This window comes from Rhodococcus sp. P4_C10, assembly GCF_056402135.1.
Genome location: NZ_JBFUHZ010000004.1, coordinates 76626 through 95955, shown reverse-complemented (window position 1 = coordinate 95955; position 19330 = coordinate 76626). Strand labels below are relative to the sequence as shown.

General features: G+C 71.2%; 12 protein-coding genes and 1 pseudogene. 7 read left to right on the top strand and 6 right to left on the bottom strand.

Annotated features, from left to right (window positions below):
• Positions 1-208: 208 nt before the first annotated feature.
• Positions 209-1051, bottom strand: coding sequence for a hypothetical protein (locus AC1DWC_RS03285; protein ID WP_477906119.1), 843 nt, complete (start codon positions 1049-1051; stop codon positions 209-211).
• Positions 1052-1655: 604 nt separating this feature from the next.
• Here AC1DWC_RS03285 and AC1DWC_RS03280 point away from each other — a divergent pair.
• On the top strand, positions 1656-2774 hold the full coding sequence (locus AC1DWC_RS03280; protein WP_477906117.1) for a helix-turn-helix transcriptional regulator: 1119 nt from the start codon (positions 1656-1658) through the stop codon (positions 2772-2774).
• 33 nt (positions 2775-2807) lie between these two features.
• Positions 2808-3911, top strand: coding sequence for a glycosyltransferase (locus AC1DWC_RS03275; RefSeq protein ID WP_477906115.1), 1104 nt, complete (start codon positions 2808-2810; stop codon positions 3909-3911).
• A gap of 45 nt (positions 3912-3956) precedes the next feature.
• On the opposite strand, the gene AC1DWC_RS03270 is transcribed toward AC1DWC_RS03275, so the two are convergent.
• From AC1DWC_RS03270 to AC1DWC_RS03250, 5 genes and pseudogenes are all read right to left on the bottom strand, one after another.
• Positions 3957-5003: a 3-oxoacyl-ACP synthase III family protein gene (locus AC1DWC_RS03270; protein ID WP_477906113.1), complete on the bottom strand. Its 1047-nt coding sequence runs from the start codon at positions 5001-5003 to the stop codon at positions 3957-3959.
• A 7-nt stretch (positions 5004-5010) separates the two neighbouring features.
• A pseudogene (locus AC1DWC_RS03265) lies at positions 5011-5613 on the bottom strand (SRPBCC family protein).
• Positions 5614-5663: 50 nt separating this feature from the next.
• Entirely contained in the window at positions 5664-7388 is a 1725-nt protein-coding gene (locus AC1DWC_RS03260; RefSeq protein ID WP_477906111.1) for a thiamine pyrophosphate-binding protein, read from the bottom strand.
• Between the two features lie 77 nt (positions 7389-7465).
• Complete coding sequence (locus AC1DWC_RS03255; RefSeq protein WP_477906109.1) at positions 7466-8107, bottom strand: DUF5602 domain-containing protein; 642 nt, start codon at positions 8105-8107, stop codon at positions 7466-7468.
• Between the two features lie 311 nt (positions 8108-8418).
• Positions 8419-9099, bottom strand: coding sequence for an NUDIX hydrolase (locus AC1DWC_RS03250; RefSeq protein ID WP_477906108.1), 681 nt, complete (start codon positions 9097-9099; stop codon positions 8419-8421).
• A 66-nt stretch (positions 9100-9165) separates the two neighbouring features.
• Here AC1DWC_RS03250 and AC1DWC_RS03245 point away from each other — a divergent pair, with 66 nt between their 5' ends.
• The 5 genes from AC1DWC_RS03245 to recD all read left to right on the top strand — a co-directional run bounded on the left by AC1DWC_RS03245 (position 9166) and on the right by recD (position 19322).
• Positions 9166-10146: an ADP-ribosylglycohydrolase family protein gene (locus AC1DWC_RS03245; protein ID WP_477906184.1), complete on the top strand. Its 981-nt coding sequence runs from the start codon at positions 9166-9168 to the stop codon at positions 10144-10146.
• Entirely contained in the window at positions 10143-10652 is a 510-nt protein-coding gene (locus tag AC1DWC_RS03240) for an O-acetyl-ADP-ribose deacetylase (RefSeq protein ID WP_477906106.1), read from the top strand. Before AC1DWC_RS03245 ends, AC1DWC_RS03240 begins: the two co-directional genes overlap by 4 nt.
• Positions 10653-10747: 95 nt before the next feature.
• The gene (gene recC / locus AC1DWC_RS03235) at positions 10748-14071 is read left to right on the top strand and encodes an exodeoxyribonuclease V subunit gamma (RefSeq protein WP_477906183.1); all 3324 of its coding nucleotides are present in this window, start codon (positions 10748-10750) and stop codon (positions 14069-14071) included.
• Complete coding sequence (locus AC1DWC_RS03230) at positions 14029-17430, top strand: UvrD-helicase domain-containing protein (RefSeq protein WP_477906104.1); 3402 nt, start codon at positions 14029-14031, stop codon at positions 17428-17430. Before recC ends, AC1DWC_RS03230 begins: the two co-directional genes overlap by 43 nt.
• Positions 17427-19322, top strand: a complete 1896-nt coding sequence (gene recD, locus AC1DWC_RS03225; RefSeq protein WP_477906102.1) for an exodeoxyribonuclease V subunit alpha — start codon at positions 17427-17429, stop codon at positions 19320-19322. The genes AC1DWC_RS03230 and recD overlap by 4 nt, the downstream gene beginning before the upstream one ends.
• Positions 19323-19330: the final 8 nt, after the last annotated feature.

Here is a 19330-nt window from a genome sequence, read left to right as displayed (position 1 = left end):
ACGCCGAGAACGTACGAAACGCGGAAAACGTACGACACGCCGAATCCGTACGGATTGAGCGAGTCGTACGTTCTCGAGCCGCGGCGAGGTCGTCGTGTCCGGCAGGAGCCAGGAGCCAGGAGCCCGGGGCCGGACGGCCGGGCGCGCCGGGCGCCGTGGGCCGGACGGCGCTGCGGCCCTTGCCGAGCAGGCCGTGGGTGGACGATGTTCAGGCGGCGTTGTCGAGACGGTGCCGCGCGGCGGTGATGTCGGTGGTGACGTCGGTGACTGCGGCCCACAATCCCGAGAAGATGCCCTCCCATGAGGGATCGTCCGGGCAGAGATCGCGCATCACCCGCTCGAGCAACTCGGTTGCGAAGAGCATGAGATTGGTTGTCTTCTGCCACAACAGCTCTGACGCTTCGTCGGGCTCTGAGTAGCCAGTGAAACGCGGGTCCAAGTCTCGCGGCGGCAGGGACTCCACCATCGCCTTTCTCGCGACTTCGATCATGGCGAGAGTGCTGGACAGGGTGTCGTTCGCGGGCTCCTTCTCCGGGGCCGTGGGGCTGTCGAGGCCCATGAGTGCCAGTTCGAGTCCCAGGTCCGCCTGATTGATTCGGCAGGACCGGCGGTGTGCGAACGCGACCATTTCCGTCGACGAGGCAATGGCGATCCTCGCCCGGGTGACGGCCCACTCCGGATTCAGTGCAGTGACGGCGAGGTTGACCAACTGCTTGCCCATGCCCTCGAGTACGTGCCAGGCCGAGTTGCCCCGGCCCATCTTGGCCAGCACGGCGACGGACACTGCTTCCTCGATCAGCCTTCGGTACTGCCCGATGCTCACTGTCATCTGAAAGCCACTGTCGGCAAACCAGTTCGGGTCGGACGGCATGAGTTCGTCACGCTCGTTGTCGACCACCGCGGTGAGGTCCTTGCACACCTTCGCCTGGAGCGTGGTGGCCACGACGAGCAGTGCCTCGGCCGGGTAGTCGTCGGTGAATTCCTCGTCCGGCATCTCGTCGACGATCGCGCCGTAGAGTTCGGCACCGGACTGGGTCAGAGGGTCGTTCATGATTGCTCCTATTCGCTGTGAAATTGGCACAGATATGACCTGATGGAAATTCGTAATTTGGCCGATTGCATTCCGCGGCGTGCACCCCGCGCTTGCCGACATGACGCTAGCGCAACGTGGGTGCCGTTGTCCGCGAATTCTCGAGAATTGCCCATCGAGGCCGCGTTGACGCCATCGCTGCAGGTGGAGGCGTCATGGAGAGGAATTATCCTCGAAATAGAAGGTCAATTTTAAGCCGTTGAAAGATCTGCAATTAATTGCCGATCCTTCTTTTGGGAACTGAATCAAACTGGCTTCAATTGCTTGGGAAATATTTCAACATCGTTCTTTGGTTCGATCTTTAACGGGAGGCCGGGTCCGGCCGTGGAGTCCTGCGGGTAGGCGGTCGCGTAGTAGGGGCGCCTGCGAATGACGGTTCCACGTCCGTTGATCTGCTCGAACAGCGAGAACTGCTTGCCTTCTTCGGCGGGTTCGCGCCGGACGAGAATTCACATTCGGGCAGGTCAGGTGCCCATTTAATCTCGGTGCGTGGCGGTCCTGCACTTCGACCGATCCCACACTTGGGGGGTATCGCGCGCGGTTTCGGCCAGCGCATACTGGGGACATGACCGTGGTGCGGAAGGTCGAACCGCTGCGCTCGAGTGTGTGCGACGCGGCACAGGGATCCGCCGACAGCATCGAGTTCCGGCACGCGGTTCTCGACGCGATTCGCGCCCGAATCCCCTACGACGTCGCCCTCATCGCAACGGTCGATCCGGCGACGCTGCTGCCGACGTCACAGACGACTATTGGCGTCGACTCCGTGCCGAGTCGTGCCGTCGAGACTGCCGCCCGGTTGGCACACGGCCCGCCGCCTTACGGGAACGCCATCGGCAAGCTCGCCCGCGATCCTGTCGGGGTCGAGACGATTCGCGATGCCGTCGACGGGGATCTCCGTTCCACGTTGCCCTACGTCGAGATCCTCGAGCCGTTGGGGATAGACGATGAGATGCGGTTCGTCCTTCGCGGGCGCGACGGGCTCTGCTGGGGTTGCGGGACGGTGATGCGCGGCCCCGGAAGGCGGTTCAGCCGCGAGGATGTACGGCTTCTCGCCGGTGCTGTCCGCGCGATCGGCGACGGGCTTCGCCTGTCGTTGATCCGGCAAGCGCCTCGGGTGCCGGCGGAGGTACCGGGTGGTCCGTCGGTTGTGATCCTCGGGCAGGACGACGAGGTGGAGTCGGCGACGGCACCGGCGCTGGCATACCTGGATCGGATGAGCGACGAGTGCGAAACCCGGATGGTTCCCATCCTGTTCGCGGCGGAGCGCTTGCGAAACTCGGGCGCGGCGGCCGCTGTCACGCGGGCCCGAACGATCGACGGGGAATGGGTCGTCGTCCGGGCCGGGAAGCTCGACGGCCGTGGTCCGGCGGGGCGCGTGGCCGTCACACTGGAACCGGCCGGACCCGCGGAGATCGTCTCGCTGCTGGCCGCCATTCACGGCCTGACGTCCCGGGAGGCGGAGGTACTCGACCACATCCTTGCCGGCAAGACGCGTGTCGAGGTCGCGCATCGGCTCTTCGTCAGCCCGTACACGGTGCAAGACCACCTCAAGAGCATCTACGCGAAGATTGGGGTCAACAGCCGCCAGGAACTCGTTGCGCAGTTGTTCTTCACCCATCACCTGCCGCGTTACAACTCTCCGGTCGGGCCGGACGGCTGGTTCGCCGGTGCAGGATCTGTGTGATGCGGCCTCGTCCGGACGCATGAAGGTGGTGCCGTGCCCGACATTCTGTTCGTCACGCTCGACGGCGGCGGAAACGTGCCGCTCACGTTGAGAATCGGCCGAGAGCTCCTGCGCCGCGGAAACCGCGTTCGTGCCCTCGCTCACGAGGCGCTTCGCATCACCGTCGACAACGCCGGACTGGAATTCCGGGCCTATCGGAACTCGCCCCCGTGGACTCCGCACGAAATCCACGGCACGTGGAAGCTGGTCACCGGGATGCTCGCTGTGATGACGAACCCCGGGATCGGGCAGGACCTGCTCGACACGGTGCGGGAGGACCCGGCCGACCTCGTGGTGATCGACTGCATGCTGTTCAATGCGCTCGACGCGGCGGCGCGGGAAGGCCTGCGCCATGTCGCCCTGTTCCCCACGTTCTTCGGGTGCCTGGACGAGATGCTCCCACGCAGCCCCTTCGGGATCGGCGCCCGGCTCAGGGGACTGCGACCGCACCGCCTCTGGCGGCAGGCCGACCTGGCACTGGTGTGCTCGGACCGCGAGCTCGACCCGGCGGGCAGACGGGCCCACGACGGCAATCTGGTGTGGACCGGTGCGGTGCACGATGCGAAAGGCCCAGCGGTGGGCCGTGTTCCGCCATTGGTGCTGGCCAGCCTCAGCACGGGCGGGTTCCCGGGCCAGCGCCGAGTCTTGCAGAACATCCTCGACGCCGTCGAGAGTCTGGATGTCGAGCTGGTGGTGACGACCGGTCCCGCGGTCGATCCGACAGGACTGCGCACACCCGCGAATACCACTGTCCACCGCTATATTCCGCACAACGAACTGATGCCGACGTGCTCCGTCGTGGTCGGGCACGGCGGCCATGGAACCACCTTCCGTGCCCTCGCGCACGGCCTGCCGATGCTGATCCTGCCGATGTCCCCACTGACCGACCAACCGACGATCGGCAAGACGGTGGCCGCGTCGGGGGCCGGCAAGGTGCTCCGGAAGACGGCGCACCCCCGTCAGATTCGAGACGCCCTCGACGAACTCCTCCGGGTGGAGAGCTACCGGGCTGGGGCCGCCGCGCTCGGCGCCCGAATCCGCGCCACCGACGGGGCCTCGGCCGCGGCGGATCAGCTCCTGACGCTGATCGAGCGCTGATCACCGGTGACCCGGCGCGGCCGCGGGTGAGGGAGTCATTCGTTCTCAGCCTTGGGCGGCGTGGGGTTGTGCGCCCCACCGGATCGCGGCGGCGGCAGCGAAGTCACCGGCGTGCGCGAATCCGGCGAGCAGGACCAGCGATCCGCTCGGGATCCGGCCGGCCCGGTTCTCCACGTCGAGGGTGACCGGGATCGCGGCGCCGAAGAGGTTCCCGCAGGAGTCGAACGTGTCCGGGTGCTGCGCCGGGGTCAGTTCCAGTGCGTCGCGCCAGTTCCGCAGGAACAGCCGGTTCGGCTGGTTGGTGACGAAGGTGTCGACCTCCGTGGACCTCACGCCGATGTGATCGCAGACCGCGTGTGCCACCTCGGGGACCAGACGGTTGCCGCGGGCGAAGACCCGGGTGACCTTCGATTCGGTGAAGGAAATTCGCAGTTGCCCGGTGCCAGGTTCCCAGTACTTGCGGGGCGGGTCGATCGCGGCGGTCATGTCCCCGGCGTACTGCGGGTAGTGGCGGCACTCGACGTCGAGGACCGGGGCCTGATCCGAGATGCACATCAGCCCGACTCCGCAGCCGTCGCCGGGCACCGCCGCCTGCGCGAGCGGGCGGACATCGGGTTGGGTGAAGACCTGACCGGCGCTGTTCTGCACCGTCACGATCAGCGCCGTGTGCGCGGTGGAGTTGGTGGACAGGATGGTCCGGGCGAGGTCGATCATGTACACGAACGCGGCGCAGCCACCGTTGTGCAGGTCGAGGATGCACTTCGGGGTCATGTCCATCCGCCGCGCCAGGTCGGCGCCACAGCCGAGCACCGGCAGGTCCGGCAGCTGGGTGTGCGTGAGCAGCACGTCGATTCCCGCGATCGCCACCGTTCCGTGGCGGTCGATCAGCGGGGTGAGGGCACGTTCGGCCATGTCGACGGCCGACTCGCCCGCGCCGACGTGGTGGCGGTGGGTGGGGGCCCGGAACATGACGTTCTGCGCCATCCGGTCCGAGCGGGCGTACCGGGCGAAGTAGTCGGCGCCGACCGGGGGGCCGGGGAGGTAGCTGGCGACGTCGATCAGGCTCACAGGGCGCGTCGGTCGTGTGATCATGTGGCGCTCAGCTCATCCAGTCGGGTGTGACGGGCAGGCCGTGGCGGGCCCGGTATTCGCACAGGGCGGTGAGATTGTTCAGTTCCAGTCGGTGACCGGCGGCGAACATGTCCCAGAAGTCGCCGACCCAGGGTTTGCGGTCCGGGGGAGCGGTGTCCGGGTACGGATTGGTGTCGTAGAACGGATGGTGGCAGTTCGTCCACAGCACAACCGATCCGGGCTTGTCGAGGACGGATTGCGCGTCGACCACCCGCAGCAGGTAGATCATCCACAGGTGGCGGCCTTGGTCCCAGGCGCAGTGGTAGTCGACGGTCATCGCGTCCGCATTCGCCACCGTCCGGGTGTAGATGGCGGTGTCGGTTCCGAGTCGGTCGTGAGCCGACCACAGTCCGGGCTATTCGGTCGGGGCGAATCCGCGGAGGCTGTAGGTCCACTCCTCCAGGCTGCGGGTGTCGGCCAGGTAGTCGTACACCTCGCGGGGTGGCGCGGCGATGTAGCCGTTGACGGTGCAGTACTCGCCGAAGACCTGCTCGTGCGGGTACACCGACCGCAGCATGTCCAGGATGATCGGGGTGGTCGTGTCCTTGTCGGAGGTCTCGATCCGCAGCACCCCGGGGATCACCCGGCCGGGAAGGTCGCTGAGGGCGGGAAGCGGTGTGGTCACGGTGTTCCTCCTCGACTGTGGGCTCGTTCCAGGAAGGGCAGGAACGGGGGGATCTCGTCGGCGTCGCAGTCCACGGCGATGAAGGCCGGCCCGCTGGTCGTGGTCGCGGCTTCGAGCGCGTCGAAGAGCTGGTCGAGGGTGCGCGCCGGGAGCGATGGCACCGACGGGAACATCGCGCCGACGCCTTCGGCGAGCATCGAGGGCCGGAACCGGTTGAAGCTGTAGCGGTCCCGGTAGAACAGCTGCTCGCGGGTGACGCACATGGCGTGGGCGTTGTTGTTGAACACCACGAAGGTCACCGGCAGGTGGTGTTCGATCGCGGTGTGGATTTCCATTCCGTGCATCAAGAACGCGCCGTCCCCGGCGATGACGAAGGTGCGTCGCGGGGGCTCTCGGGTCGCTCCGCAGGCTCCGCTCCCGCGGGCGAACGCGGAGCCGATCGCGGCACCGAAGCTGTAGCCCATCCCGCCCATGCCGAGCGCGACGACGAACCGACCGCCCCGGGTAACCGTCAGGTGGTGCACCACCGCGGCCCCGGTGTTGCCGGCGTCGGCGAAGACGTCGGACCCGGCGGGCATCATCGCGGCGATCGCCTCGACGGCCTCCCGATATCGCACCCCGGTCCCGGCGGACACCGGGACCTGCAGCGGAGCCAAACCGCCGTGCACACCGGCATCGGGTGTGGACGGCGGCGACAACACATCGGCGAGTTCGGCCAGCGCCTCCCGCAGGTCGAGGGTGGTCGCGTGCGTGGTGGGCAGATACGGTGGCTCGGCGCCGAGACTGGCAACCGGGACCGCCAGGGCGGCGTCCAGGCCGGTGCGGGCCGTGGCCGGCATCCGGGTGCCGATCAGCAGGCACAACGCGCAGTGCCGCACCGCCTCGACCAGTTCGGTGTGCCCCATGCTGCCGGCGACACCGCTGAAGCCGGGCTGGTCGGCCGGGTAGACGTCCTTGGCGTCCGGGGCAACCCCGACGGCCGCGTCCACCGCGGCGGCGAGCGCCCGCAGGGGTTTGCGGGCGTCGTCGCGTGCCACCTGGTCGCCGGCGATGAGCACGATCTTGCCGGTACGCCGCGCCGCCGCGAGCAGGTCCCGGATCCGGGCGAGGGCGACCGGGTCGTGACCGGATCGGCGGGGCGGCGGGCGGAAGGTGAACGCCACGTCGACGGTGGCCTGCTGGATGTCCTTGGGCAGCAACAACACCGCGGGCCCCCCGGACCGTGCCGCGCCGACCGCCCGCTCCAGGTGTTCGGCGAGGCCGTCGGGCCGCTCGACGCGGGCGCAGTAGCGGGAGATCTCGGTGAACAGCCGGACCGCGTGGATCGAGCCGGCCTTGCCGCTGGAATCCTGGAACGCGCCGGTGCCCTCGAGCGTGGTGGGCGGCTGTCCGATCAGGGCCAGCACCGGCACCCGGGCGGTGTAGGACTCCGCCAGCCCGGCCACCAGGTTCATCGCACCGCCGCCGGAGGTCGCGGCCACCACCCCGAGCCCGCCGGTGGTGCGGGCGTAGCCGTCGGCCATGGTGGCCGCCGCGAACTCGTGCTTGGCCACCACCGCCTGGACGCGGCGTTCGGTGACGAACAGTGCGTCGTAGAGGTCCTCGATGTTGGCGCCGTCCACCCCGAAGATGTGGCGCACCCCCAAGTCGGCGACGGCGTCGACCAGGATGTCGGCGACCCGACGGCCGCGCTGTTCCGGGGGTGGGGCTCCGGTATCCATGATGATCCTCCGGCAGACGGATGGGGCGGGTGCCGAGATGCACGGTGGTGCGGCGCACTAGGCAAGACGTGTGGGTGTCACGATTTCTGGCGCAGGGTCATTCCTGCGAGGGCGATGTCGAATTCCTGAGTCAGCTGGTCGAATCGGACGGTGTAGACGGTGGGGTAGTAGCCGGTGTGCTGGTAGGCCAGCGGCTGCTTGATGTCCTCACGAATCGCCGGTTTCGTCAGCATCCATGCGCGGGTCATCATCGGTTCCATGAAGGTGTAGTTCCCGTCCCAGGACCCGTTGACGAACGTCTGGGTGAAGTCGTAGATGCCCGGGATCATCCCGGCGGTCGCGTCCAGCCAGTGCACGCCCATGAACGGCACCGCCAGCTGGGATGCGAGCGGGCCGGGCGGGGTGATGTAGTCGCGGGGGATGTACTTTCCGTCGGGCAGGTGCGCGGCGCGGTCCGCGTAATCCGGTGCGGCAGGATCGATCTCCTCGATCGCGGACATGTCGGTCATGTAGAAGTGCATGTCGAAATGCGGTTTGCCGAACAGGATCTCGGGTTCGTGTCCGTGCGGGTTCCAGTTGAGCATGACGTGGTCGAACACGGTCGCCGACGCCTGCTCGGGTAGGTCCAGCATGAACATCGCACCGGTGTCGGGCAGTCCGTCCAGTGCGGTCGCCGACATCCGGATACCGATCGCGTTCGGCTCACCCTTCGTGTCCACGGTGGTGTAGGTCCTCACCGCCCCATGGCCGACGCTCCGAGACGAGCTGAAGTACGTGCGGCCGTCCTCCGGTCCGGCGGCGGCTGCGCTGCACGCAGCCACGGTTAGGCAGGCCGCGAGGGCCAGTCCCAGGGAGCGGAGCATTTGATGATGTCGCATGATGTGGCCACCTCGTCGAGGTCAGTGCGGGACCCTTCGAGGGTCCGCACAGGCATTGCGCGTGGTTTACGAACCATGGTGATCCGTGCATCCAGTGTGGGACGGCGGTGCGTCTCCGGACCATCCCTCACGTGGGGGATACCGGGCCGGGTTCAGCCGGCGAACAGCACCGCGGCCTGCGCCGGCAGCACGGCGTCGCCGCGGCGGCGGAAGATCTCGGCGGGTCGACCGTTGCCGGGGTTCGACCACTCCCCGGTGTTCTCGAGCGCCTTGCTGACGTGCCGCCGGAACGAGTCCTTCTGCAGGTCCCGGTCGAACACGGCCTCGTAGAGTTGGCGCAGTTCGAGCACCGTGAAGGTCTCGCCCAGCAGTCCGGCCGGATCGACCTGTGTCGCGTACCGCTCCCGCAGGTCGTCGACGGCCAGTCGCACCATGTCGGCGTGGTCGAACGCGAGGTCCTGGGCGGCCCTCCCGTGGTGAATCGGCACGAGGGTGGCGTCGGCCGGAAGGTCGCCGGCCGGGATGGCGGTGGCGTGCGCCATCGACAGCACCCAGCCGCGGTCGTCCCGGGCGGGATCGTCGAACATGGCCAACTGGTGGAACCGTGTGCCCGGCAGTGCGGCCTTGTCTCGCAGCGCGCGTTCGGCGGCGTCGGTGAGCAGTTCGCGCTCGTGCAGGAACGTGCCGGGCAGTGCCAGCGACCCGAGGCGGTGCTCGACGACGAGCACTTGCAGCGTGCCGGAGGAGTAGGTCAGCACTGCGACATCCACCGCCACCGACGGGCGTGGGTAGTCCTGCAGGGACTTGCCGCTCGGTACTGTCGATTCGGTCACCGTTGCATCTTATCTCAATAATGATCTATGGTTAGCGCACAGTTGATCAAAGGGGAACTCATGAACGTGAAGTTGTCGACGCAGCAGGCTGATCGTGCGGCGGGGGTGCTGATCGCGACCGCGGCCGGTGACGCGCTCGGTGCCGGGTACGAGTTCACCCACCCGGAAGCCGGCGCCGCGATCGAGATGATCGGCGGCGGCCCGTTCGACTGGGCGCCGGGGGAGTGGACCGACGACACCTCGATGGCGCTCGCCATCGCCGAGGTCGCGGCCACCGGCGCGGACATCGGCCGCGGCGATGGGCTGGGTGCCGTTGCGGCGCAGTTTGTTCGGTGGTTCGACTCCGATCCGGCCGACATCGGCAACCAGACCAGGGCGGTGCTCTCGCGGCGTCCGGCGGACGCCGCCGCCATGCAGGCACGGGCCCGCGAACTGACCGGGCGCAAGGGCGGAAACGGGTCGCTGATGCGCACCGCGCCGGTCGCGCTGGCCTACCTCGATGATGAGGCCGACTGTCTCGATGCGGCGGCGCAGATCGCCTCGCTCACCCACGGCGACCCGCAGGCCACCCAGGCCTGCCAGCTGTGGAGCCACGCCATCCGGCATGCCGTCCTGCACGGCACCTTCGACGGGGTCCGCGACTACCTCGACATCGCCCCCGCGGACGTCGCGGCGTACTGGGGTCCGCTGCTCGACCAGGCCGAGCAGGGCACGCCCGAGGACTTCGCGAACAACGGGTGGGTGGTGCACGCGCTGCAGACGGCGTGGTGGGCGATCACCTCCACCGACAGCTCCGACGACCGGCACCTGCGGCGCGCCCTGGTGGCGGCGGTCCGGGCCGGCGGGGACACCGACACCACCGCCGCCATCGCGGGCGGCCTCCTCGGGGCACGCTGGGGTGCGTCCGCGGTGCCTGCCGGCTGGCGCCGAATCCTGCACGGCTGGCCCGGATACACCGCGCCGGACCTGGAGCGGCTGGCCCTCGAGACCGTCGGCGGCGGATGCGACGACAGCGACGGCGTCACCGACCTCCTGGCGCAGTCGTGACCATCATCGACGTCGTCGAAGGCGACATCACCCGCCTGCGCGTGGACGCCGTCGTCAACGCCGCCAAACCGTCGCTGCTCGGCGGCGGCGGGGTCGACGGCGCCATCCACAAGGCCGGAGGCCAGGAGATCCTCGCCGCCTGCCAGCTGTTGCGCGCCACCACGCTGCCGGACGGCCTCACGGTGGGCGCCGCCGTCGCCACCACCGCCGGACGGCTCCCCTCGGGGACGGTGATCCACACCGTGGGCCCGCGGTACTCCCAGGGCGAGGACCGGTCGGCGCAGTTGCGTGCCGCCTACACCCGCAGCCTGGCCGTCGCGGATGCGGTCGGTGCCCGGACGGTCGCGTTCCCGCTGATCTCGGGCGGCGCGTACGGCTGGCCGAGGGCGGACGCGGTCCGGCAGGCCGTCGCGGCGATCACCGCGGCGAAGACCGACGTCGAGGTCGTGACGCTCGTGGCGTACGACAAGGACATCGCGGCGCTGATGCGGCGGGCGGTGGAGTAGGCATCCGCGACGGCGTATGTGGGACCGGTGTGTCGGCGTGATGTGATACTTCTAAGCCGATCGAGAGTCGACTACAGGGGTAGGGGGTGCGCGGGTTGCTGACACTGCACCGCGCCGAGCGCTCCGACACCCTCGCCGCGGCGCTGGCCGAGTTGCTGGCGGATCCGCTCGCGGACCCGTTCGCACGCGAGGTGGTCGCGGTGCCGGCCAAGGGCGTCGAACGCTGGCTCACCCAACGACTTTCGATGACGCTCGGTGCGCGCGACGGCGACGGGGTGGCGGCCAACATCGAATTCCCGTCGCCCTCCCGGCTGGTCGACGCGGCGCTGGCCGCTGCCACCGGAGTCGACGCCGACGCGGACCCGTGGCACCCCGCGCGGGTGCTGTGGACGCTGCTCGCGGTCATCGACGACAGCCTCGACCAGCCGTGGTGCGCGGTGCTGGCCCGGCACCTCGGGCACGGGGCCGACGGCGACGAGCACCGCGCCGGGCGCCGCTACGCGACCGCCGCGCACCTGGCCGGGCTCTTCCGCAGCTACGGCGCACAACGCCCCGGCATGCTCGTCGCCTGGGCGGAAGGCCGGGACGTCGACGCCGCGGACGAGAAGGCCGAGCCCCTCGACGACGACCAACTCTGGCAGCCGCAGCTGTGGCGTCGGTTGCGTGAGCGGATCGGTTCGCCGAGCCCCGCCGAACGCCTCGACGGCGCGTGCGCCCGGCTGCGCGCCGAACCGGACCTGCTCGACCTCCCCGGCCGGCTGTCGCTGTTCGGGCCCACCCGGCTGAGCACCGACCAGATCGCGGTGCTGTCCGCGCTGTCCGCGAACCGTGATGTGCACCTGTGGATTCCGCACCCCAGTCCGGCCATGTGGACGGGATTGGACGGCGCCACGCCGCCGACGCTCCGGGCCGACGACGACCGCGCGCTCGCCGCCGGTCACCCGCTGCTCGCCAGCCTGGCCCGCGACGTCCGGGAGATGCAGGCCCGGCTCGCCGGACTCGACCTCGTCGACGTCCACCACCCCGCGCCGGCCCCGCCCGCCGACACCCTGCTCGGGCGGATCCAGGCGGACCTTGCCGCCGACCGTCCGCCGGTGGCGTTCCCTCTTGCGGCCGACGACGCCTCGCTGCAGGTGCACGGCTGCCACGGCCCTGCCCGGCAGGTCGAGGTGCTGCGCGAGTGCCTGCTGCACCTGTTCTCCGACGACCCGACGCTCGAGCCGCGCGACGTGCTGGTGATGTGTCCCGACGTGGAGGCCTACGCCCCGCTGGTGCGGGCCGCGTTCGGTCAGGACCCGTTCGGCCAGAACATCTTCGGGCATCCGGGTCACCGGCTGCGGGTCCGGTTGGCCGACCGCGCCCTGCACCAGACCAACCCGGTCCTCTCCGTCGTCTCGACGCTGCTCGACCTCGCCGACGCCAGGGTCGCCGCCAGCGCCGTGCTGGACCTCGCCGCCACGGACCCCGTCCGGCGTCGCTTCCGATTCGGCGACACCGACCTGGAACGGCTGCGGGAATGGGCCGGTGCCGCCGGCGCCAGGTGGGGGATCGGGCCCCGTCAGCGCGGCGCGTTCGGGCTCGGCGACGTCAAGCAGAACACCTTCGGCACCGCGCTGGACCGGATCCTGCTCGGCGCCGCCGCGGACGAGTCCGACGCGCAGTGGCTTTCACTGGCGCTGCCGCTCGACGACGTGGAGAGCAACGACATCACCCTGGCGGGTGGGCTCGCCGAGTACATCGACCGGCTGGACGTGGCGCTGCGCGACCTCGCCGGTCCGCAGACCGCCGCGCAGTGGTCGGCCAACCTGGCCCGGGCACTGGACCTGCTCGTCGACGTGAGTCCCGCCGACGCGTGGCAACTCGGGCAGGCGCGACGCGAACTGGCCGGCGCCATGGAGCACAGCGCCGAGGGCGGCGACCCGACGCTGCGGCTGGCCGACGTGCGGGCCCTGTTCGCGACCCGGCTCGCCGGCCGGCCCGGCCGGACGAACTTCCGCACCGGGGAGCTGACCGTGTGCACCATGGTCCCGATGCGGTCGGTGCCGCACCGGGTGGTGGTGCTGCTCGGGCTGGACGACGAGGTGTTCCCCCGCGGCGTCGGCGACGACGGCGACGACGTGCTGGCCCGCAGTCCCCGGCTGGGGGAACGCGACCCGCGCAGCGAGGACCGCCAGTTGCTGCTCGACGCGATCATGTCCGCGACCGAGCGGCTGCTGCTCTTCTACACGGGCAAGGACCCGGTCACCGGGTCCCGCCGCGCCCCGGCGATCCCGCTCAGCGAGCTCACCGACGTCGTCGAGCAGATGGCCGGCGTCGACGCGACGGAGTCGGCCGTGCGGCACGGGCACCCGCTGCAGCCGTTCGACCCCCGCAACTTCGCACCCGGGTCGCCGTTCAGCTTCGACACCGCCGCCCTCGCCGGGGCCCGCGCCGCGCAACACCCCGCCGCGGCCGAAACCGGCTTCCTGCCACGGCCGCTCGACCCGCGGCCGAAACCGCCGGCAACCGTCGACCTCGCCGACCTGATCGCCTTCCTGGTGCACCCCACCCAGGCCTTCCTGCGGCAGCGACTCGGTCTGCGGGTGCCCGACCTGGACGAGGACCTCGCCGACGCCCTCGACCTCGAACTCGACCCGCTGGCGAAATGGAATGTGGGGGAACGGATGCTCGCGGCGCGGCTGGCGGGGGTGTCGGTCGAGGAGTTCCGGGACGCGGAATGGCGCCGCGGCACCCTGCCGCCCGCCCGGCTGGGCGGGCGGGTCCTCGCCGACATCGAGGGGCAGGTGCACTCGCTGTTCTCCGCGAGCCGACGGGACGGCCGGGCCACCACGGTGGACGTGGACCTCGACCTCGGCGGCGGGCGCCGGCTGACCGGCACCGTCGGCGGCGTGTACGGCGCCGTCGTGGCGCGCAGCACCTTCTCCAGGCTCGCCCCGAAGCACCGGCTGCCGGCGTGGGTGAACCTGCTCGCGCTCGCCGCGTCCGGACCGCCCGCCGACGGTGAGCGGTGGCGGGCCGTCACCACCGGCCGCGGCAGGGGCCGGACGCCGGTGCAGCAGTCCACACTGGTCGCGCCCGACGATGCCCTCGGACACCTGGTGCGCCTGGTCGCGCTGTGGGACCGCGGGCTCGACGTGCTGGCGCCGATCGCCACCGCGTCGTCCGCGGCCTACGCGGAGCTGAGGTTCCAGGGCCGGTCCGTCGAACAGGCGATGACCTTCGCGGGCAAGGAGTGGGGCGGCGACTTCGGTGACGGCAAGGACAGACACATCGGCTACGTCTACGGGGACTCCGCGCCGCTGAGCGTCCTCACCGCACGCCCGGCGCCGTCGGGCAGCCCGGAGCCGACCGTCTTCGGGATGGCGGCACGGCAGCTGTGGGAGCCACTGCTGTCCGCCGAGACGCTGGAGACGCCGTGAGCCCCACCAAGTTCGAACTGCTCGGGCCGCTGCCTACCGGCACCACCGTGCTCGAGGCCAGTGCCGGCACCGGCAAGACCTACGCCATCGTGGGCCTGGCCGCCCGCTTCGTGGCCGAGGGCCACGCCGACCTCTCCGAGCTGCTGCTGGTCACCTTCAGCCGGGCCGCGACCAAGGAGCTCCGCGAACGCGCCCGCGACCGGTTCGCCACTGCCGCAACGGCTCTGGCCGACCCCGCGGTCGCGCGCGCCGGGACGGACGAGCTCGCCGCGCACCTGGCCGCCGGCACGCCGGACGAGGTCGCGTCGCGTCGACGGCGGCTGCTGCAGGCGCTCTCGGACTTCGACGCCGCCACCATCGCCACCACCCACAGCTTCTGTCAGCGGGTGCTCGACGGGCTCGGCATCGCCGGCGAGCGTGACCCCGACGCGGTGCTCGTCGAGGAAGCCGACGACCTCATCGCCGAATCCATCGGCGACCTGTACCTGCGCATGTTCGGCGCCGCCGAGACCCCCAGCCTGGACCCCGGCACCGCCCGCAAGGCCGCCCGTGCCGCCATCTTCGACCCGCAGGCCGTCCTCGCGCCGGACGGGGCGGAGGGCACCCCGGCCGGCGACGCCGTCGAGTTCGCCGCCGCGGTCCGTACGGAGATGGACGTCCGTAAACGTGCGGCGGGGCTGCGCGACTTCGACGACCTGCCGAAGCTGCTGCATCGCGTCCTCACCGACCCCGAGCACGGCGAGGCCGCCTGCGACCGGGTCCGCGGGCGGTACCGGGTGGTGCTGGTCGACGAGTTCCAGGACACCGACCCGCAGCAGTGGGGGATCCTGGGCAGCGCCTTCCACGGGCACTCGACGCTGGTGCTCGTGGGAGACCCCAAACAGGCCATCTACGCGTTCCGCGGCGCCGAGGTGCTCGCCTACCTCGCCGCCGTCGATGCCGCGAACAGCAAGCAGGAGCTGACCGTCAACTGGCGCAGCGACTCCGGACTGCTCGACGCGCTGGGCTACCTGCAGCACGGCGCGGCACTCGGGCACGACAAGATCGTGGTGCACGCCGTCGAGTCGGCCAAGCCGGAGTCCCGGCTGGCGGGGGAGACGCCACTGCGGCTGCGGTACCTGCCCCGCGGCGGAGCCGGACCCGTCGGCAAGAGCGGCTTCCCGTCCGTCGGTCCGCTGCGCTCCCGTGTCGCCGCGGACCTGGCCGCCGACATCGTCGCGCTGCTGGGCCGCGGCGCGCCCCTCGCGGTGGAGGGCGGTCCCCGGCCGGTCGCTCCGGGGGACGTCGCGGTGCTCGCGGGCACGCACGCCCAGATCACCCTGGTCCACGACGCCCTGGACCGGGCCGGGGTGCCGTCGGTGCTGGCCGGCGGGCTGAGCGTGTTCGTCACCCCCGCGGCGCAGCACTGGCTGTGGCTGCTGCACGCCCTCGAACAGCCACACCGCGCGGACCGGGTGCGTCTGGCCGCGCTCACCCCGCTGGTCGGACGCACGGTGGCCGAGTTCGACGCCTTTTCCGACACTCGCGGCGACGACGTGGTCGCCGAGGTCGGCGGGAAGCTGCGGGAGCTCGCGCAGGTGTTCACGCACTCCGGCTTCGCGGCGCTGTTCGAGCGGCTCTCCGGCTGGTGGGAACTCGAGAAGAGGCTGCTGTCCAGGCAGGGCGGCGAACGCGAACTGACGGACCTGCGGCACGTCGGGCAGTTGCTCAACGCCGCCGCGGTCGAGGAGAACCTCGGGCTGACCGCGCTGACCCGCTGGCTCACCGACCGGATGCGCGACCCCAAGTCGGGTGGCGTCGACCGCAGCCGTCGACTCGACAGCGATGCCGCGGCCGTGCAGATCTGCACCGTGCACGCCAGCAAGGGCCTCGAGTACCCCGTCGTCTACGTGCCGTTCGGCTGGGACGCGGCGAAGCGGCCGAACCCGGACACCCTGCTGCTGCACGACCGGGACGGCCGCCGGATCCTCGACGTCGGCGGCGAGGACAGCGACGGCTACCGCGACCGCAAACGGGTCCACGACGAGGAGGAGTCCGGCGAGTCGCTGCGACTGCTGTACGTCGCGATGACCCGGGCCAAGTGCCAGCTGGTGCTGTGGTGGGCGCCCGCCTACTCCACGGGCGGGGCGCCGCTGCACCGAATGCTGCTGGGCCGCAAGCCCGGTGAGCTCGAGGTGCCGCAGCGGGTCAGCATCCCGGCCGACCCGGTGATCGCCGACGAGCTCAGCCGGTGGGCGGCCGGGGCGCCGGTGCTGTCGACGGGCGCCGGTGCGGTCGCGGTCGAGGCTGTCGGCGCCGACCCGATCCCCGGCGCGTCGTGGACCCCGCCGCGCGGCGAACCCGGGCCGCTCGACGCGGCACGGTTCGAGCGGGTCCTCGACGACCGCTGGCGCCGCACCTCGTACAGCGCGCTGACCGCCGCCGCGCACGACGCGCCCGGTGCCGGCAGCGAACCGGAGGAGACCGAGACCGTCGACGAGCCGGACACACCGCCGCTGGTGCTCGCGGGCGACGCCGAGACGGCGGGGATCGCGTCGACGATGAACGACCTGCCCGGCGGCGCGGTGTTCGGCACCCTCGTGCACGCGGTCCTCGAGATCGTCGACACCGGCGCGTCCGACCTGGCCGCCGAACTGTTGCGTTGCTGCCGGGAGGCCGTGGCGGCGGAGCTGTCCGCGGTGGATCCCGTCAAGCTGGCCGACGCGCTGCTGCCGGTGCTGCGGACCCCGCTCGCTGACGGGGCCGGGCTCACCCTCGCGGACCTGTCGCCGCGGGACCGGTTGCCGGAACTCGAGTTCGAGCTGCCGTTGGCCGGCGGCGAGGACGCCCAGCCGGGGGTCACCCTCGACGGACTGGCGGCGTTGCTGCGCACCCACCTGCCCGCCGGCGACGCGCTGCACGAGTACGCGGACCACCTGCTGACGCTGGACCGGCCGGAGCTGCGGGGGTTCCTCACCGGCAGCATCGACGCGGTGCTCCGGCTCGGCGACGCGGGCCGGCAGCGGTACGTGGTGGTGGACTACAAGACCAACCGGCTGGCGCAGGGGGATCACCTGACCACCGCGCACTACACCCGCGACGCGATGGCCGCGGAGATGATGCGCGCGCACTATCCGCTGCAGGCGCTGCTGTATGCCGTTGCGCTGCACCGGTACCTGCGGTGGCGGCTGCCCGGCTACGACCCCGCCGTGCACCTGGGCGGCACCCAGTACCTGTTCGTGCGCGGCATGGTCGGACCCGACACCCCGCCCGGCTGCGGCGTCTTCGACTGGACCCCGCCGCCGGCGCTGGTCACCGGGCTGTCCGACCTGCTGGCCGGCATCGGGACGGCCTCGACTCACACGGGGGTGACGGCGTGACCGACGCACGGGTGGCGCAGCGCGGCAGGGGCCTGCTGCGGGCGTTCAACGACGCGAAGATGCTCTCCGCCGCGGACGTGCACGTGGCGCTGCGGCTGGCCGCTCTCGCCGGGGAGCACGACGAATCGGTGGTGCTGGCGACGGCGCTGGCGGTGCGGGCGGTGCGGTCCGGGTCGGTGTGCCTGGAGCTGAACAAGATTCGCGACTTCCCGGTCGAGGAGATCTGGACCGGCGACGACGCGGACGACGGCGCCGAGCCGATCGACACCGCGACGCTGCCGTGGCCGGACGAGGACGCCGTCGCCGCGGGGCTGCGCGCCAGCCCGCTGGTGCGCGGAGGCCCGAACGGCCCGCTGCGGCCGCTGCGCCTGGTCGAGTCCCCGGACGGCGAGCTGCTGTACCTGGACCGGTACTTCCGGCAGGAGCAGACGGTCCGGCGACTGCTCGACGAGCGGGCGCAGACCCATCCCGACGTCGACGAGGCCCGGCTGCGCGAGGATCTGGACGCGCTGTTCCTCGACAAGGACGGTGCGCCGACCGCGGCCCCGGACCGCCAGCGTCTCGCGGCGGCCGTCGCGGCGACCCACCGCACCTCGGTGCTGGCCGGCGGGCCGGGCACCGGCAAGACGCACACTGTCGCGCGGGTACTGGCGCTGCTGGCGGGCCAGTCGGGGGAGCGGCTGCGGGTGGGGCTGGCGGCGCCGACCGGCAAGGCCGCGGCCCGGCTGCAGGAGTCGGTGGCCGCGCAGGCCGCGTCCATGGACCTGAATACGGACCTGGCGGCGATGACGCTGCACCGGATGCTCGGCTGGCGGCCCGGCGGCAAGTACCGGTACAACGCGGGCAACCACCTGCCGTACGACGCGATCGTGGTGGACGAGACGTCGATGGTGTCGCTGACCATGATGTGCCGGCTGCTCGAGGCGGTGCGCCCGGACACCCGGCTGGTACTGGTCGGCGACCCGGACCAGCTGGCCTCCGTCGACGCCGGTGCGGTGCTCGCGGACCTGGTGGCCCGCCCGGCGACCGGCGCCGAGAACCCGGTGCTGGTGCGGGCGGTGGGCGCGGACCTGGACGCGCCGGGCCACGACGACGAGCCGGCACTGAGCGCGGCGGAACGGGACCGGTTGCGCGGCGGCGTGGTCCGGCTCAGCCGCGGTCGACGTTTCAACGAGACGATCGGCGCCCTGGCGGACGCGGTGCGGGACGGACGCGAGGACGACGTGATCGCCGTCCTGCGGGCCGGGGGCGACGCCGTCTCGTTCGTCGGACCGGACGACTGGGACGCGGTGCGCGGCGACGTCGTCGCCACCTCGGCGGCGGTGACCGCGGCGGCGCTGGCCGGCGACGCGAAGGCCGCGCTCGAGCACGCGGAGTCGCACCGGCTGCTGTGCGCGCACCGCGGCGGCGAGTTCGGCGTGAGCTGGTGGGCCCGGCGGTCGATGGAGTGGGTGGCCGAGGCGTCGGGACACGCGCTGGACCCGAGCCGCTGGTACCCGGGGCAGCCGCTGCTGGTGACCGCCAACGACCACGACACCAAGATCTACAACGGCGACACCGGCGTCGTGGTGCGGCGCGGCGACGGGGAACTGGTGGCGGCGTTCGCGCGCGGCGAGGAGCCGTTCCTGCTGCACCCGAGCCGGCTGGCGGCCGTGCAGACCGTGTACGCCATGACGATTCACCGCAGCCAGGGCAGCCAGTACGACACGGTGTCCGTGGTGGTGCCGGGCGAGGCGTCGTCGCTGCTGACGCGGGAGTTGCTCTACACCGCGATCACCCGGGCGCAGAACCACGTCCGGATCATCGGGACGGAGGAGTCGGTGCGGGCCGGGGTGCGCAAGCAGGTTCTCCGCGCGAGCGGGCTGCAGCTGGCGGAGGTCAGGTCGGTCTGACGTCTCCT